We start from the raw sequence: 17,035 nt of genomic DNA, 5'->3' as shown, positions 1-17,035 counted from the left end.
TTTGGAACCATTCGAAACAACACAGCTCTAAAACTAATCTCTCCAGTATCAAGGTCAACAATACGTTTTGGAACCATTCGAAACAACACAGCTCTAAAACCTCGTAGAAAAATTTTTCTCACGAAATTTCGTAATCGCGCCATTCGTCCCAGCCAGACTTCAGCTCGTCAGGTTCCAATTGTTACTCTTATTATACCATATTTTCAGGGTTCAAGAAATAGTCTTGATCCAGCACATACTGTGGAAAATCATAGACTTTTCGAGGTTCGACAAATAAGACTCTTAGTTGATTGAGTTGGATATACTCTATCAGATTTACCAACTCATCCTTTGATAGATAGGCGATCGCATTGATGAAGACAAGGAGTTTCTTTTTGGAAAGATATTTAAAAACTTGGACAATTTCTAGCATCTTTTCGAAAGGTGTATCACTCAGAGTTTCAACTTTGACCCCTAGCGCATCAATCAACTCTAGAATGGTGATTTCGTCGTACTCTAGGTCTAATTCGTTTTCCAAGCACTCAAATGCCAGCAATTCTGTAATCGTAGCTACCAGCTTTTCAATCATGGACTTGACTTCTGGTTTGTCATTGAGTTGATTTTCAAGATCTGCATGTATCAGCTTGAGCATGGCGGGTGAGTTGAGATTGTATCCTAAGACATCCGTTATCACTAGTAACTCGGACTCTTTCATAGCTTTTAGATTTCTATCAAACAACTTTAACTCTCCATCATCAGTGTACTGGTAGAACTGCTTGACGATAGTCGAAAAGGTAAACTGGTCTTCCAGGACTAAAAAGGTTGCATTTTCAATAGCCAATGGTTCATCCAATAATGGGAAATTAATCTTCATCTCCAGGCTCCTCTCCTAGAAAAACTAAACGTGCGTCGGAGTTTGCTACGCTGGTATTTCGCTCACCATTTAAGTAAATCATGCGAGAAAACTGCTTTTCTGTAACGGTTAAGAGAGTAATGCTCCCTTTTTTAGGATTATGAGTCTTAAGGCGTTCAATCATGGCGTTATTAGCAGAGTTGTTGAGTAAGAGCTTGCTATAGATGGAGAATTGGTGCATGATAAATCCCTCATCTATGAGGAACTTACGAAATTTCCGATAGGCCTTGCGTTCCTCTACGGTATCAACGGGCATATCAAACATTAAAATCATACGCATATATCGATAACTCATATCCTAAACTCAGGAACTCCTTTCTCTGGTTGATTGAGAGCTTGGATGACTTTCTTAGTATAATCGCTGACGATATTGGACAGGTACATATCTTTGCCATTGTAGTGGAAGGTATCTGAGAAAATAGTGAACAGTTCTCGTTTGATTTTGACAAAAGAACTGTTTCGATTTTCATAGACGATTCTGTCAATAATCGGACGGAAAGGCTCCATAATATCGCTAGCGAGGTTGAATTGATTAAACTGATTAGCATGTTTCAAGCCAAACTGGGTCATACAGCCAGACAACACAATCTCACGCGCAAACATACTCAAAATTAAGGTGTAACCGTAGTCTAAGGCAGCATTGACATCATTGTCTTGTTCACGGCTAAAATCATTTCCAAATAAGGTGTTAAAATAAATCCGAGCTGCGTGCCCTTCGCGGTTACTAGGATCAAACAAATCCAACCCATGATAGAGATTGATGACGGACTGACTCTTTTCCAGAAAACCACAACTCCCTAGATAAAAAGCCTGATTGAGAATTTTTTGTGCAATAATGGTGGTCCAAACTTGTGCTTTAGCCTCCTCGCTCCAAATGATTTGCCGAGAGAGTTGCAGACTGGAATCGTGTCGACCGTAGTAGGGCATTAAGTATGCCGTTGGTAAACGTTTATCATCACAAAAGATCACCAGAATATTTTCATCCACCAAGCGTTTTATCAGCATAGTGGAGAGAACGATATCCGTCGTCTCCAAAAGAAGGATGTCCACCTCGGACAGGTGAATCAACTCTGTCCGAGAGGCATCTTTAAAAATCAAGTGATTGTTTTTGTAGGAGAGTTTAGAGTGCGTATTGACAACAACGGTTCTCCATCCCATTAGTCTTCTCCTAGTTTGCTTAAATCAATCCGAGTCTCGTAGAGACCAGTGATGGATTGGTGAATGAGGGTGGCGTTGAGGATTTCAGATACAGTTGTGTATCGTTTTCGATCAACATCTTTGCCAAAAAATTTAAAGGCAGCAGGAGCACCCAAAGCAGTAAAGGTCAACAAATTGATAAACGAATTTGCTAGAATTTCTATATCTGCTTGCTCATTGTCTGCATATAAGTTCTTGATTTTCTCTAGATTTGCATCTGCGAGGACATATTTTTGAGAGAACTCAGATACAAGATTTAACAAATCCTTAAATTCATTTCGGTGTTTCTGAATGTATTCCAAATGTCCTGATTCGTCTAGTTTATGGACATTTTTAGAATGGTAGAGCAAGGTTGTTAAATATACTGGAAGCACTATTTCATTGCCTTTTTGAAGTTCTTTCGCACTTGCAAGTAGTCGTCTGCGACCATTTTCCAGTTCAAATAAACTATACTTAGGTAGGCAGAGGATGTTTTCTTTACGGACATTATGATAGCCTTTATTTTCAAGGAAAGTTATTGGATTCTCCTCAAAAGCGGCCTTTTCCATAATCGTGATACCAACTAGAGTTTTGATAGTCTTCAGTTTTTTCGCTTTTCCTTTTTCGATATCGGCAATGAGCAAGATCGAATAGGCGATAACAGGGCTATCAAATCCCCCGTATTTAGTAGTATCCCAAAGAATATCCTTTGTTTTTCGAGGGATTAGCTTGTCAGAATTTCCTTTAGGAAGAATGGACTCTTTAGAGAAGCCACCTGTTTGCTCTTCTCTCTTCTTCACAATATTTACCTGCGGAAGTGAAAGTACTTTTTTGATTGTTGCGAAATCTTTTTCCTTATTCCAAGCGATTTCTCCAGTGTCTTTGGAGTATTCGATATTTTCTCTTTTTACGATGGTTCCGTCTGCGTAATGCACCTCTTCTTTAAAGAAGTTCAACAAGTTTGAGTAGAAGAAATACTTTTCAGTTGCTTTTTCGACTTCTTTAGGATCTTTGGATCTTGAGATGTATCTCTTAAGATCGTACTTTTGATAGTCACCATAGACGAATTCAGGCTCTAGTTTAGGATATTTCTTGAGGATAGCCTTAGCCACTACGGCATTTAAGTAGGCATCATGTGCATGGTGGTAGTCGTTGATTTCCCGTATCTTGTATAACCTAAATTCTTTACGGAAGTTGGAAACCAGGTTGGATTTCAAAGTGATGATTTTGACGGTACGGTTCTTCTTATCCTTCTCATTCACTTCTGTATTATAGCGAGCATCTAAGATCTGAGCAACGTGTTTTGTGATTTGACGTGTTTCAACTAGTTGGCGTTTGATGAAGCCAACTTTATCTCGCTCATCTAGCCCGCCACGTTCAGCTTTGGTTAAATTATTAAATTTACGTTCTGAAATCAATTTGGAATCCAACAATTGTTGCCAAAAGGCTTTTCTTTTTTGAACGACTTCTAAACGTGGAACATTATCGGATTTCCCACGATTATCCTTTGAACTAGTCAAGACACGGTTATCAAGAGAATCATCCTTGATAAAGGCCTGTGGGACGATGTGGTCAATGTCATAGCTGCTCAGTTGGTTGATGCCAAGAGGTTTCCCAGTATACATATCCCTCCCATTTTGGAGATAGTAAAGGAAGAGACGGTCATTCTGAAGTTGAATATTATCTGTCGGATGTTCTTTTAGAATTTTGGAGTTAAGTCCAGATGCTAAGATTTTTAATGAATTTTCAATTCGCTTATATCTTTGTTGGGAATTCTTTTTCCCCCGGGTAGTTGTCTGATTTTCGCGAGCCATTTCAATGACAATGGACTCAGGTTCGTGTCCTATAACCTTGACAAGTTCCTCAACAATCTTGATACTTTGTAAAATCCCCTTTTTAATAGCAGGGCTTCCTGGAAGCTCTTGGACAACCTGATTTACATTATCTGTTTTACCAACCACTTGAGCTTTTTGGATAATTTCTTTGAAAGAAAGCCCGTCATCATTGATTAACTGCATAAAGTTACGATTGCTGTAGCCGTCGTCAATCAGATAATCAAGAATCGTTTTGCCAGTTTGTTTATCACGGATGCCGTTAATCAGCTTAGCAGAGAGTTTTCCCCAACCAGTATAATGTCGGCGAATTAGTGCCTTGATGACTTTTTCATCAAAGAGGGAGTCATATTGAGCAAGACGTTGTTTGATCATCTCACGATCTTCAAAGATAGTTAAAGTGTGGACGATATTTTCAAGAATTGCTTCATTTTTAGCATCATCCATAAACGCTTTATCCTTGATAATTTTGAGTAAATCATGATAAGTAGATAGACTGGCGTTAAATTGTTTTTCAATTCCTTTTAGTTCGATTCCATCGTAGCCATCAACAGTGTGTAGATAATGGATGATGTCTTTTTCAGTTACTTTTCTTTTCTCTTTGAATAATTGAGTGACAATTTGCTTCTTCTGCCCACTATCAAGGAATTGATAGTCTCTCAATCCTTCTGCAATAAATTTTACTTTTGTTAATTCATTATAGACAGCAAATCTTTCATATAAGAGACTATGCTTGGGAAGAACTTTTTCTTCTGGGAGATACAAGTCATAGTTAGTCATCTTATTGATGAAGTCTTCCGCAGAGCTTGCTTTATCAACAATTTCTTCAAAATTCCAAGGTCGGATTGCTTGGTCAGAATTTCGAGTAAGCCAAGCAAAATCACGATTGCCACGAGCCAATGGGCCAACATAGTAAGGAATACGGAAGGTCAAGATTTTCTCTATCCTTTCTTTGTTTTCCTTCAGAAATGGATAATGTTCTCCTTGCCGACGGAGAATGGCATTCATCTCTTGAAGATGAATTTGGTGAGGAATAGAACCATTATCAAAGGTGCGTTGTTTTCTCAAGAAATCTTCACGTTCAATTTTATCCAGGAAATAGTCTGCCCCTTTAACATTATTTAAAATGCTCTTGAGATATTTATAAAATTCTTCCTCAGTTGCTAATTTACCATTTCTTTTACGTACTTTTAAATCAACTCCGACATATCCTGCATAACCATTTTTGCTATCGTCATAAAAAACTTCATCATATTTTTCTGGAAGATTGTTTTTGATGAATTGTTTTAAAGATGCCAAATCTTTTTGGTGATTTTCATAGCGCTCAATCATAGATGCTGACAGTGGAGCCTTGGTTGAAGGATCTGTAACGGTTAAGATTCCTGATAGAAGGATGGCGTCATAGAGTTTTTTAGCAACTAGAAAAAGATCAGCAAAGTCATCTCCAATTTGTCCGAGTAAGTTTTCCAAATCCTCATCATAGGTATCTCTAGAGAATTGTAGTGGAGCTTTTTCTTCTAAGTCAAAATGTTTTTTAAAATCAGCCTGATTTCCTACAATTAACTTGAGAAATTCTGAAAAGAGACCAGTGGATTTTTCATCAGGAAAGAGTTTTAGAACGCGTTCTCTCTTTGCAGATTTGCTAATTTTATCAGTAAAAATTGCTTCTACTTGTACGTTTTGTCCACTAAGCGAATTTCCTTCAAAGGTGTTGTTGTAAACGCTTATAAATTCATTAAAGATTTTTTGGATATCATTGTTTTTAATATCGAAAGCTTCTTCATATAAAAAATGCCCACGGTATTTAATCATATGAGCTAATGCCAGATAGATCAAGCGCAAGTCAGCTTTTTCTTTCGAATCAGCCAGTTGCTTTCTCAAATGATAGATAGTTGGAAATTGCTTATGGTATTCTTTTTCTTCTGCCAAGGTAGCAAAAATAGGGTATTTACTCCCTCTTTTATCCTCAGGAATTAAAAAGGAGTCATCCAATCGATGAAAGAAACTACTATCGACCTTGTTCATTTCCTCGGCAAAGATTTCTTGAAGATAGCGAAGACGATTTTTCCGGCGAGTATAGCGACGACGTGCAGTTCGTTTAAGGCGTCTAGCCTCAGCAGTAGTTCCCTCATCAAACAATAGAGCCCCGATGAGATTTTTCTTGATAAATCGTTTATCAGTGTTGCCCAGAACTTTCATCTTTTTCGATGGCACCTTATAGTCATCTGTAATGACGGCCCATCCGACGCTGTTTGTCCCGATATCGAGTCCGATAGAGTAATTTTTGTTTTCCATGTATAAAAACCTCCGTTGTATTTATATTAAGATATAATTTAAAAATTAAGAAATGAGAGCTTTGATTAAGTCAATGCACCCCTTCATAAACTTTACTAACTCAGTTAGAATAGCTAAATTATCTTTAGTAAATTTGAATTTCTTCAAAACAATCTCCTTAAAATACAATCCTTGTTATATTTTAGCGTTTCCAATGAGAATTTCAATAAAATAATGATATATTTGTGGAAATCTGTTAGAATTAGTAAGAGGTTGTATTTTAGTTTTAGAACTGTATTGTTTCAAATGAGGATAAACAAGCTTTTTGTCGTATCTGTAAAATGATTTACATTTCACTTGATAATCTTTGACAAGTATAGTACAATAAAGCTGTTGGAACTATTCGAAACAACACAGCAAGTTAAAATAAGGCTTTGTCCGTACACAACTTGAAAAAGTGCGCACCGATTCGGTGCTTTTCATTTTATTATACTAACTCATTGTACTCCTATTTTTAGAAAAAAACAAATAATATCGTAGCGCTTTCATAAAATTCGAGATCAATTCGATGGAGCTTGTAAGTGGGTTAACTGAGAAATACGATTTCCTTTTGTTGGTTTATATGTTCGGGATGATAGCAATACAAAATAAAAAGAACTGGGATAATTAACTATCCTAGTTCTTTTTTATATGAACTGTTCTTCTATTTCCTTTCAGCTAACTCTTTTCCGAGTTGAATGAGGTAGTCTTTCAAGTCGTCTTTGACTTGTGGGTGTTTGAGAGCGTAGTCGATGGAGGTTTTCATAAAGCCAAACTTATCTCCGACATCGTAACGAGCCCCTTTGAACTCACGAGCAAATACACGTTGTGTTTTATTGAGAGTATCAATTGCATCTGTCAGCTGAATTTCATTTCCCGCACCTGGAGCTTGGTTTTCGAGGATTTGGAAAATTTCAGGAGTGAGGAGGTAGCGCCCAATGATAGCAAGGTCGCTAGGAGCATCCTCTGGCGCTGGTTTTTCAACGAAGGTTTCAACGCTGTAAAGACCATCTTTTCCTTCGCCTTGTGGATCAATAACTCCATAGGCAGATACTTCATCGTGAGGGACTGGCATGACAGCGATAGTAGACGCGTGGGTACGTTCATAGTCATCCATGAGTTGTTTGGTGAGCGGAACAGCCTTTTCATTAGTGATATCCATCAAGTCATCACCAAGCATAACGACAAAAGGTTCATTTCCAACGAAAGCTTTAGCCTGCAAAACAGCATCTCCGAGACCACGTGGATGCGTTTGGCGGATAAAATGCAGGCGCATGCCAGTTGTCTCATCAACTAGCTTCAAAAGATCTGTTTTCCTTTTTTCTTTGAGGTTATATTCTAATTCAAAGTTTGAATCAAAATGATCCTCAATAGAACGTTTTGACTTACCTGTAACAACCAATATATCTTCGATTCCAGATTTGAGAGCTTCTTCAACGATAAACTGGATAGTTGGCTTGTCTACGATTGGCAACATTTCCTTGGCCAAGGCCTTAGTGGCTGGGAGGAAACGAGTTCCCAATCCAGCGGCAGGGATGACTGCTTTTCTGACTTTTTGTTTCATAAATGTTCCTTTCTATAAAGGTCTATGACCATTCGTTTTCTGCTTTAAATTCATTGCTCATGATGTCAGTGATTGCTTCTTTGATATTGACACCTTCATAGATAACTCGGTAAATAGCCTGTGTGATTGGCATGTAGACACCCAATTCCTGAGCCAGTTCGTAAGCTGCTCGAGTCGTTGAGATTCCTTCGATGACCATGCCCATATTAGCCTCAATATCTGCGAGAGATTCTCCGCGGCCGAGAGCATTACCGGCCCTCCAGTTACGAGAGTGGACAGATGTTCCCGTTACAATCAAATCCCCAACTCCAGAAAGACCGCTATAAGTTAGAGGATTTGCCCCAAGAGCGACTCCTAGACGGGTGATTTCTGCCAAGCCACGTGCGATGATGGCCGCCTTGGCATTGTCGCCAAACCCTAGTCCATGTAGTGCCCCAGCGCCAACTGCGATGATATTCTTAAGAGCACCGGCGGTTTCAACCCCAATAACATCCGTATTGGTATAGAGGCGGAAGTAGTGATTGCTAAAGAGATTTTGGACGTACTGAGCAGTTTCGAGGTCTTTAGAGGCTGCTGTAATCAAGGTAATATCCCGTACAATAGTTTCCTCAGCATGGCTCGGTCCTGAAACAACGACGATATCACTGCGAAGGTCAGCTGGAATTTCCTCTTCAAGAATGGTTGATAGACGTTTGTGGCTATCTGGTTCCAATCCTTTGGAGGCATGCATGATGACAACCTTGTGATCGAGTACCTTTGCTACTTGTTGGGCAACCAGTCTCGTTACTTTTGTTGGGACTACAAATAAAACAGCATCCACATCCTTTAGTGTTTCTTCCAAGTCATGATAGGCTTTGATCTTTTCGTCGAGTAGGATATCTTTGAAATAGCGTTTGTTTGTATGTTGGTTATTGATTTCATCGATCTGGTCAGAAATATTTCCCCAAATTCGAACCTCGTGTCCATTGTCGTTTAGGACCTGCGAAAGGGCGGTCCCCCAAGAACCAGGACCCAAGACAGCGATGGTTTGTTTCTTCATCTTTTCCTCCTTGTAAGAGTTCTTCCTTTCATTTTACCATAAAAAGCCTTTTCATGCATCACCTGTATATGAAAGCGCACTAATTTATAATAAGGAGACTTCTTTGACAAGATTTCTCTTTTTTGCTAGAATAGCATCAATATGAACGAATGAGAAGGAGCTGACGCAGGATGTCGCTCCCTTTATCTATTTTATTAGGAGGAAATATGCTCATTAAAAAAATAAAAACCTATAAATGGCAGGCCTTGGCATCCCTAGTGATGACAGGATTGATGGTTGCGAGCTCGCTCTTGCAACCACGCTATTTGCAAGAGGTGTTAGAGGCTTTGTTGGCCGGTCAACATGAGGCGATTTATAGCATTGGTGCATGGCTGATAGGAGTAGCCCTAGTGGGGCTGGTTGCAGGTGGGGTCAATGTGACACTTGCAGCCTACATTGCTCAAGGAGTGTCTTCGGACCTTCGGGAAGACGCTTTTCGCAAGATCCAGACTTTTTCTTATGCCAATATCGAGCAATTCAATGCCGGAAACCTTGTCGTCCGTATGACCAATGATATCAACCAAATTCAGAATGTGGTGATGATGGCTTTTCAAATCCTTTTCCGTCTCCCTCTTCTCTTTATCGGTTCCTTTATCTTGGCGGTTCACACTCTTCCATCACTTTGGTGGGTGATTGTCCTCATGGTGCTCCTAATCTTTGCACTAACAGCCATCATGATGGGGATGATGGGGCCACGATTTGCTAAGTTTCAAACCCTTCTTGAACGGATCAATGCTATCGCCAAGGAAAATCTACGTGGTGTGCGCGTGGTTAAATCCTTTGTGCAGGAAAAAGCACAATTTGACAAATTTACCGAAGTCTCAGATGAGCTTCTCGGCCAAAATCTTTATATCGGTTATGCCTTCTCAGTTATAGAACCCGTTATGATGCTAGTCGGCTATGGGGCAGTCTTCCTCTCTATCTGGTTGGTGGCAGGTATGGCTCAGTCAGATCCATCTGTTGTGGGCTCTATTGCTTCCTTTATCAACTATCTCAGCCAGATTATCTTTACCATCATCATGGTTGGATTTTTAGGAAATTCTGTCAGTCGTGCCATGATTTCCTTGCGTCGTATCCGCGAGATTCTAGATACCGAGCCAGCGATGACCTTTAAAGATCTCCCAGACGAAGAGTTAGAAGGAAGTCTCTCTTTTGAAAATGTGACCTTCACCTATCCTAATGACGATGAGCCTATGCTGAAGAATGTAACCTTTGATATTGCGCCTGGTCAGATGGTTGGTGTGGTTGGGGCGACTGGGGCAGGGAAGTCCACTCTAGCTCAGTTGATTCCACGACTTTTTGACCCACAGGAGGGATCTATCAAGATTGGTGGCAAGGATATTCGAGACGTCAGCGAGGGAACCTTACGTAAAACAGTTTCCATTGTCTTGCAACGTGCTATTCTCTTTAGCGGGACCATTGCAGATAATCTTCGTCAAGGGAAAGGCAATGCCAGCGTGTCAGAAATGGAACGTGCAGCACGGATTGCCCAAGCCAGTGAATTTATCGGACGCATGGAAAACAAATTTGAGAGTCAGGTCGAAGAACGTGGCACCAATTTTTCTGGTGGACAAAAGCAACGGATGTCCATTGCCCGTGGGATTGTCAGCAATCCCCGTATCCTGATTTTTGACGATTCGACTTCGGCATTGGATGCTAAGTCAGAAAGACTCGTACAGGAAGCTTTGAATAAAGACCTGAAAGGGACAACAACCATTATCATCGCTCAAAAGATCAGTTCAGTCGTCCATGCGGACAAGATTTTGGTCTTGGATCAAGGGCGTTTGATTGGAGAAGGACGGCATGCAGACTTGGTAGCTAACAATGCCGTCTACCGGGAAATCTACGAAACACAAAAGGGAAAGGAGGAATAAAATGAAAACCGTTCGATTTTTCTGGAATTATTTTAAAGTTTACAAGTTCTCCTTTGTAATTGTGATTCTGATGGTTGCAGTTGCGACGATTGCCCAAGCCCTCTTTCCAGTTTTTTCAGGCCAAGCAGTGACGGAGCTCGCTAACCTAGTGCTGGCTTATCAAAATGGAACTTCCGACCTAGCCTGGCAGAGTTTATCAGCTCTGATGCTGAATCTAGCTCTGGTTGTCCTCGCCTTAGTGGTATCTAGTTTGATTTACATGACCTTGATGACTCGTGTGATTGCTGAGTCGACAAATGAGATGCGTAAGGGCCTCTTTGGCAAACTTTCTCGTCTGACGGTTTCTTTCTTTGACCGCCATCAGGATGGCGATATCCTTTCTCGCTTCACGAGTGACTTGGACAACATCCTTCAAGCCTTCAATGAAAGCCTAGTTCAGGTCATGAGCAATATTGCTCTTTACATCGGTTTGATTTTTGTCATGTTTTCAAGAAATGTGACGCTAGCCCTGATAACAGTAGCCAGCACCCCGGTGGCCTTTCTCATGTTGGTCTTCATCGTGAAAATGGCCCGTAAGTACACCAATCTCCAGCAAAAAGAGGTTGGGAAACTCAACGCCTACATGGACGAGAGTATTTCTGGACAGAAAGCTGTTATCGTACAAGGAATTCAAGATGACATCGTAGCAGGCTTTGTGGAGCAAAATGAGCGCGTGCGCAAGGCAACCTTTAAAGGGAGAATGTTCTCAGGCATCCTCTTTCCAGTTATGAATGGGATGAGCTTGGTCAATACGGCCATCGTTATTTTTGCAGGTTCTGCGGTCTTGCTGAACGATCCAAGTATCGAAACAACGACAGCCCTAGGCTTGATTGTCATGTTTACCCAATTTTCTCAGCAGTACTACCAGCCGATTATCCAGGTAGCTGCGAGTTGGGGTAGCCTCCAGTTGGCCTTTACTGGGGCGGATCGTATCCAAGAAATGTTCGATGCAGAAGAAGAGATTCGTCCGCAAAATGCGCCTGCCTTTACGGAATTGCGAGAAGGCGTTGAAATCAGTCACATTGATTTCTCTTATGTGCCAGACAAGCCGATTTTAAAAGATGTTAGCATTTCAGCTCCTAAGGGGCAGATGATAGCAGTTGTCGGTCCGACTGGCTCAGGGAAAACGACCATCATGAACCTCATCAATCGTTTCTACGATGTGGATGCAGGCAGCATTTGCTTTGATGACAAAGACATCCGTGACTACGACTTGGACAGCCTGCGGAGTAAGGTCGGTATTGTCTTGCAGGATTCGGTCTTGTTTAGTGGAACAATCCGAGACAATATCCGCTTCGGTGTGCCAGATGCCAGTCAGGAAATGGTCGAAGCAGCTGCCAAGGCAACTCATATTCATGACTACATTGAAAGCTTGCCTGATAAGTATGACACCCTTATTGATGATGAGCAAAATATCTTCTCGACTGGGCAGAAACAATTGATTTCCATTGCTCGAACCTTGATGACAGATCCTCAAGTCCTAATCTTAGATGAAGCGACTTCCAATGTCGATACCGTAACAGAAAGCAAGATTCAACATGCTATGGAGGCAGTAGTAGCAGGTCGAACCAGTTTTGTCATTGCCCATCGTCTCAAGACCATCCTCAATGCCGATCAGATTATTGTCCTCAAAGATGGAGAGGTTATTGAACGTGGAAATCATCACGAGTTGCTCAAACTTGGCGGTTTCTACTCAGAACTGTATCACAATCAATTTGTCTTCGAATAAAAAAGAAGTTGTCCTCGTCGGGCAGCTTTTTCTTATCCATAAAAAATACTTATCACGGTCTTTAAAAAAACATATTAGACAGGAAAGGGTTGGAGTGATAAGATAAGACTGTCGCAAGAAAATCGAAAGGAGACACATCATGGCTAGAACGGTTGTAGGAGTTGCTGCAAACCTATGTCCTGTAGATGCAGAAGGGAAAAACATTCATTCATCTGTATCCTGTAAATTTGCAGAGAGCATTCGTCAAGTCGGTGGTCTCCCTTTAGTAATTCCTGTAGGAGATGAGTCCATTGTGCGCGATTATGTGGAAATGATTGACAAACTCATCTTGACAGGTGGGCAAAATGTCCATCCTCAGTTTTATGGAGAGAAAAAGACTATTGAGAGCGATGATTACAACCTTGTACGCGATGAGTTTGAACTAGCCCTCTTGAAAGAAGCGCTTCGTCAGAATAAACCAATTATGGCAATCTGTCGTGGGGTTCAGCTGGTCAATGTTGCTTTTGGCGGCACTCTCCACCAAGAAATTGAAGGTCACTGGCAAGGCTTGCCTTTTGGAACATCTCATTCTATTGAAACAGTAGAAGGAAGCGTGGTGGCTAAGTTGTTTGGCAAAGAAAGTCAGGTCAACTCAGTCCATCGTCAAAGTATCAAAGATCTGGCACCTAATTTCCGTGTGACAGCGGTGGATCCTCGAGATCAGACTATTGAAGCGATTGAGTCTATTGACGAGCATCGTCTCATTGGTTTACAGTGGCACCCAGAGTTTCTGGTCAATGAAGAAGACGGCAATTTAGAACTATTTGAGTATTTATTAAATGAATTGTAACGGTTAGAATCTCTAGCCGTTTTTATTCGTCCTTTCAGATTTTTTATATTTCAGCATTTTTACGCAAACGTTTGAATTCTGATAAAAATTGGGCAAATTCAATAAAAAAACTTGAAAAAATCGAAGGTAAGCGTTATGATAGAAAAGAAGAAATATTGGAGGAATATCATGTCACATATTAAATTTGACTATTCAAAAGTTTTGGACAAATTTGTTGCCCCACATGAAGTGGAATACATGCAATCACAAGTAACAGCAGCAGACGAATTGATCCGTAAAGGAACTGGTGCTGGTAGTGACTTTTTGGGTTGGTTGGACCTTCCTGAAAATTACGACCGCGAAGAATTCGACCGTATCCTGAAAGCTGCTGAGCAAATCAAATCAGACAGCGATGTCTTGGTTGTAATTGGTATCGGTGGATCTTACCTTGGTGCCAAAGCAGCTATCGACTTCTTGAACCACCACTTTGCGAACTTGCAAACAAAAGAAGAACGCAAAGCTCCACAAATCCTTTACGCAGGAAACTCAATCTCATCTACTTACCTTGCTGACTTGGTAGAGTACGTAGCTGACAAAGACTTCTCAGTAAACGTGATTTCTAAATCAGGTACAACAACTGAGCCAGCTATCGCTTTCCGTGTATTCAAAGAACTCTTGGTTAAGAAATACGGGCAAGAAGAAGCTAACAAACGTATCTATGCTACAACTGACCGCCAAAAAGGTGCTGTTAAGGTTGAAGCAGATGCCAACGGTTGGGAAACATTTGTGGTTCCAGATGACATCGGTGGACGTTTCTCAGTATTGACCGCAGTTGGTTTGCTTCCGATCGCAGCATCAGGTGCAGACATCAAGGCCCTTATGGAAGGTGCGAACGCAGCTCGTAAAGACTACACTTCAGACAAGATTGCTGAAAATGAAGCTTACCAATACGCAGCCGTTCGTAACATCCTTTACCGTAAAGGTTATGCAACTGAAATCTTGGTAAACTATGAGCCATCACTTCAATACTTCTCAGAATGGTGGAAACAATTGGCTGGTGAATCAGAAGGGAAAGACCAAAAAGGGATTTACCCAACTTCAGCTAACTTCTCAACTGACTTGCACTCACTTGGTCAATTTATCCAAGAAGGAACTCGTATCATGTTTGAAACAGTTGTCCGTGTTGACAAACCACGTAAGAACGTGATCATTCCTACTTTGGAAGAAGACCTTGACGGACTTGGTTATCTTCAAGGAAAAGACGTTGACTTTGTAAACAAAAAAGCAACTGACGGTGTTCTTCTTGCCCACACTGACGGTGATGTGCCAAACATGTACGTAACTCTTCCAGAGCAAGATGCCTTCACTCTTGGTTACACTATCTACTTCTTCGAATTGGCTATCGCCCTTTCAGGTTACTTGAATGCCATCAACCCATTTGACCAACCAGGTGTTGAAGCATACAAACGCAACATGTTTGCCCTTCTTGGAAAACCAGGATTTGAAGAATTGAGCAAAGAGCTTAACGCACGTCTATAATAGAAGAAAAGAGTGGCTTGCCCACTCTTTTTACTCTCTTTATTCGTAGACATTGGACTCAGGCGAGACTTGTGATATAATATAGAAAGCAAAAAGGCAGACGCCTAGAGACTTTATAGGAGAAACTATGTCAAAAGATATCCGCGTACGCTACGCACCAAGTCCAACAGGACTCCTACACATCGGAAATGCCCGTACAGCATTGTTTAACTACCTTTACGCACGCCATCATGGTGGAACTTTTATCATTCGTATCGAAGATACAGACCGAAAACGCCATGTTGAGGATGGCGAACGTTCTCAGCTTGAAAATCTTCGCTGGTTGGGTATGGATTGGGATGAAAGCCCAGAAACTCATGAAAATTATCGCCAATCAGAGCGTTTGGAACTCTATCAAAAATACATTGACCAATTGCTAGCCGAAGGAAAAGCCTACAAATCTTACGTCACAGAAGAAGAGTTGGCAGCTGAACGCGAACGCCAAGAAGCAGCTGGCGAAACACCACGCTACATCAATGAATACCTTGGCATGAGCGAAGAGGAAAAAGCTGCCTACATTGCAGAACGTGAAGCAGCTGGTATTATTCCAACCGTTCGTTTGGCTGTCAATGAGTCTGGTATCTACAAATGGCACGATATGGTCAAAGGTGATATCGAGTTTGAAGGTGGCAACATCGGTGGTGACTGGGTTATCCAAAAGAAAGATGGCTACCCAACATACAATTTTGCCGTTGTGATCGATGATCACGATATGCAGATTTCTCATGTTATCCGCGGTGATGACCACATTGCCAACACCCCAAAACAGCTCATGGTCTATGAAGCGCTTGGTTGGGAAGCGCCAGAGTTCGGTCACATGACTTTGATCATCAACTCTGAAACGGGTAAAAAATTGTCTAAACGCGATACCAATACCCTTCAATTTATCGAAGATTACCGTAAGAAAGGCTATCTTCCAGAAGCAGTCTTTAACTTTATCGCTCTTCTTGGTTGGAATCCAGGTGGCGAAGATGAAATTTTCTCTCGTGAGGAATTGATTAAACTCTTTGATGAAAACCGCCTCAGCAAGTCTCCAGCTGCCTTTGATCAGAAGAAACTAGACTGGATGAGCAACGACTATATCAAGAGAGCTGACTTGACAACCATCTTTGAAATGGCTAAACCATACTTAGAAGAAGCAGGGCGTTTGACTGACAAGTCTGAAAAAATGGTAGAACTCTACAAACCACAAATGAAGTCAGTGGATGAAATCGTTCCATTGACAGATCTTTTCTTCTCAGATTTCCCAGAGCTGACAGACGCTGAGCGCGAGGTCATGGCAGGAGAAACCGTTCCTGTTGTTCTAGAAGCCTTCAAAGCGAAACTAGAAGCAATGACAGATGAAGAATTTGTGACAGAAAACATCTTCCCACAAATCAAAGCAGTCCAAAAAGAAACAGGCATTAAAGGAAAAAACCTCTTCATGCCTATTCGTATTGCTGTATCAGGTGAAATGCATGGACCAGAACTTCCAGATACGATTTACCTATTAGGTCGTGAAAAATCTATCCAGCATATCGAGAACATGCTCAAAGATATTTCTAAATAAAAAGGATTTCCGATGGATACATGGGAAAAGATGTACGAAGAAGCACGAACCTTATACAATCCTCATGAAGTTTCTGACTTTGTTTATGCTAACCATGTCGTTGCCGCAGTAGAAGCAGAAGATGGTCAGATATTCACAGGATTTTGTATGGAGGGTACTTGTGGCGTTTTTCATCTCTGCGCAGAACGAGCAGCTCTCTTCAATATGTACCAATTTTCAGGACAAACTAAACTTAAGAAAATCCTCGCCTTTCGAGATAAACCTCCCTACGGCGAAGGATCAGGTATGCCCTGTGGCGCATGCAGAGAATTTCTCTTAGAATTGAATGCTGAAAATAAAGAAGCAGAGTTCATGATGGACTACAAAACAAGAAAAACAATCAAAGTTGCCGAGTTGATCCCCTACTGGTGGGGATAGGAACGTGCGACTAATTGGCGAGATAAATAGAAGGAGTCAGTTTTACTGGCTCTTTTCCCTTATATTTTCAGAATTTCGATAAAGAGGAAAAAAGTTCTTGACAAAGGTAAAAAAGTAGGTATAATAGAAAGAGTTGAAAAGCTCAAGGTCCGTTGGTCAAGGGGTTAAGACACCGCCTTTTCACGG

Annotated in this window: 12 protein-coding genes; 6 read left to right on the top strand and 6 right to left on the bottom strand. The window is 41.0% G+C overall.

What is annotated here, in order from left to right; translation table 11 throughout:
- Window positions 1-190: 190 nt before the first annotated feature.
- The 6 genes from csn2 to ATE37_RS10460 all read right to left on the bottom strand — a co-directional run bounded on the left by csn2 (window position 191) and on the right by ATE37_RS10460 (window position 8,816).
- The gene (gene csn2, locus ATE37_RS10485; protein WP_084868976.1) at window positions 191-853 is read right to left on the bottom strand and encodes a type II-A CRISPR-associated protein Csn2; all 663 of its coding nucleotides are present in this window, start codon (window positions 851-853) and stop codon (window positions 191-193) included.
- Window positions 843-1,187 carry a CRISPR-associated endonuclease Cas2 gene (gene cas2, locus ATE37_RS10480; protein ID WP_007519928.1) on the bottom strand — a complete coding sequence of 115 codons (345 nt, stop codon included), beginning with the start codon at window positions 1,185-1,187 and terminating at the stop codon, window positions 843-845. The genes csn2 and cas2 overlap by 11 nt, the downstream gene beginning before the upstream one ends.
- The gene (cas1, locus tag ATE37_RS10475; protein WP_084868975.1) at window positions 1,184-2,050 is read right to left on the bottom strand and encodes a type II CRISPR-associated endonuclease Cas1; all 867 of its coding nucleotides are present in this window, start codon (window positions 2,048-2,050) and stop codon (window positions 1,184-1,186) included. The genes cas2 and cas1 overlap by 4 nt, the downstream gene beginning before the upstream one ends.
- Window positions 2,050-6,195, bottom strand: a complete 4,146-nt coding sequence (gene cas9 / locus ATE37_RS10470; RefSeq protein WP_084868974.1) for a type II CRISPR RNA-guided endonuclease Cas9 — start codon at window positions 6,193-6,195, stop codon at window positions 2,050-2,052. The genes cas1 and cas9 overlap by 1 nt, the downstream gene beginning before the upstream one ends.
- A gap of 682 nt (window positions 6,196-6,877) precedes the next feature.
- A complete protein-coding gene (gene galU, locus ATE37_RS10465; RefSeq protein WP_084868973.1) occupies window positions 6,878-7,777 on the bottom strand; it encodes a UTP--glucose-1-phosphate uridylyltransferase GalU in 900 nt (299 codons plus the stop codon).
- A gap of 22 nt (window positions 7,778-7,799) precedes the next feature.
- Window positions 7,800-8,816, bottom strand: a complete 1,017-nt coding sequence (locus tag ATE37_RS10460) for an NAD(P)H-dependent glycerol-3-phosphate dehydrogenase (protein ID WP_000745026.1) — start codon at window positions 8,814-8,816, stop codon at window positions 7,800-7,802.
- Between the two features lie 206 nt (window positions 8,817-9,022).
- Between ATE37_RS10460 and ATE37_RS10455 the strand changes: the two genes are divergently transcribed.
- The 6 genes from ATE37_RS10455 (at window position 9,023) to ATE37_RS10425 (ending at window position 16,849) form a co-directional block, all read left to right on the top strand.
- Window positions 9,023-10,729 carry an ABC transporter ATP-binding protein gene (locus tag ATE37_RS10455; protein ID WP_084868972.1) on the top strand — a complete coding sequence of 569 codons (1,707 nt, stop codon included), beginning with the start codon at window positions 9,023-9,025 and terminating at the stop codon, window positions 10,727-10,729.
- Between the two features lies 1 nt (window position 10,730).
- Window positions 10,731-12,497: an ABC transporter ATP-binding protein gene (locus tag ATE37_RS10450; protein ID WP_084868971.1), complete on the top strand. Its 1,767-nt coding sequence runs from the start codon at window positions 10,731-10,733 to the stop codon at window positions 12,495-12,497.
- A 139-nt stretch (window positions 12,498-12,636) separates the two neighbouring features.
- Window positions 12,637-13,326: a gamma-glutamyl-gamma-aminobutyrate hydrolase family protein gene (locus ATE37_RS10445; protein WP_084868970.1), complete on the top strand. Its 690-nt coding sequence runs from the start codon at window positions 12,637-12,639 to the stop codon at window positions 13,324-13,326.
- A gap of 168 nt (window positions 13,327-13,494) precedes the next feature.
- On the top strand, window positions 13,495-14,844 hold the full coding sequence (locus ATE37_RS10435; RefSeq protein ID WP_084868968.1) for a glucose-6-phosphate isomerase: 1,350 nt from the start codon (window positions 13,495-13,497) through the stop codon (window positions 14,842-14,844).
- Between the two features lie 127 nt (window positions 14,845-14,971).
- Complete coding sequence (gltX, locus tag ATE37_RS10430; protein WP_084868967.1) at window positions 14,972-16,432, top strand: glutamate--tRNA ligase; 1,461 nt, start codon at window positions 14,972-14,974, stop codon at window positions 16,430-16,432.
- 12 nt (window positions 16,433-16,444) lie between these two features.
- Window positions 16,445-16,849 carry a cytidine deaminase family protein gene (locus ATE37_RS10425; RefSeq protein WP_084868966.1) on the top strand — a complete coding sequence of 135 codons (405 nt, stop codon included), beginning with the start codon at window positions 16,445-16,447 and terminating at the stop codon, window positions 16,847-16,849.
- Window positions 16,850-17,035 lie beyond the last annotated feature (186 nt).

It is taken from the genome of Streptococcus oralis subsp. tigurinus, assembly GCF_002093575.1.
GTDB classification, from domain to species: domain Bacteria; phylum Bacillota; class Bacilli; order Lactobacillales; family Streptococcaceae; genus Streptococcus; species Streptococcus oralis_CH.
The sequence above is the reverse complement of the archived record's forward strand: the minus strand, read 5'-3'. Positions and strand labels throughout refer to the sequence as shown.

What these genes read in the sequence shown, in the direction of transcription:
- gltX (WP_084868967.1), top strand. Translation starts at nt 14,972, where the DNA reads ATGTCAAAAGATATCCGCGTACGCTACGCACCAAGTCCAACAGGACTC.
- ATE37_RS10455 (WP_084868972.1), top strand. Translation starts at nt 9,023, where the DNA reads ATGCTCATTAAAAAAATAAAAACCTATAAATGGCAGGCCTTGGCATCC.
- ATE37_RS10460 (WP_000745026.1), bottom strand. Translation starts at nt 8,816, where the DNA reads ATGAAGAAACAAACCATCGCTGTCTTGGGTCCTGGTTCTTGGGGGACC.
- csn2 (WP_084868976.1), bottom strand. Translation starts at nt 853, where the DNA reads ATGAAGATTAATTTCCCATTATTGGATGAACCATTGGCTATTGAAAAT.
- ATE37_RS10435 (WP_084868968.1), top strand. Translation starts at nt 13,495, where the DNA reads ATGTCACATATTAAATTTGACTATTCAAAAGTTTTGGACAAATTTGTT.
- galU (WP_084868973.1), bottom strand. Translation starts at nt 7,777, where the DNA reads ATGAAACAAAAAGTCAGAAAAGCAGTCATCCCTGCCGCTGGATTGGGA.
- cas1 (WP_084868975.1), bottom strand. Translation starts at nt 2,050, where the DNA reads ATGGGATGGAGAACCGTTGTTGTCAATACGCACTCTAAACTCTCCTAC.
- ATE37_RS10445 (WP_084868970.1), top strand. Translation starts at nt 12,637, where the DNA reads ATGGCTAGAACGGTTGTAGGAGTTGCTGCAAACCTATGTCCTGTAGAT.
- ATE37_RS10450 (WP_084868971.1), top strand. Translation starts at nt 10,731, where the DNA reads ATGAAAACCGTTCGATTTTTCTGGAATTATTTTAAAGTTTACAAGTTC.
- ATE37_RS10425 (WP_084868966.1), top strand. Translation starts at nt 16,445, where the DNA reads ATGGATACATGGGAAAAGATGTACGAAGAAGCACGAACCTTATACAAT.
- cas2 (WP_007519928.1), bottom strand. Translation starts at nt 1,187, where the DNA reads ATGAGTTATCGATATATGCGTATGATTTTAATGTTTGATATGCCCGTT.
- cas9 (WP_084868974.1), bottom strand. Translation starts at nt 6,195, where the DNA reads ATGGAAAACAAAAATTACTCTATCGGACTCGATATCGGGACAAACAGC.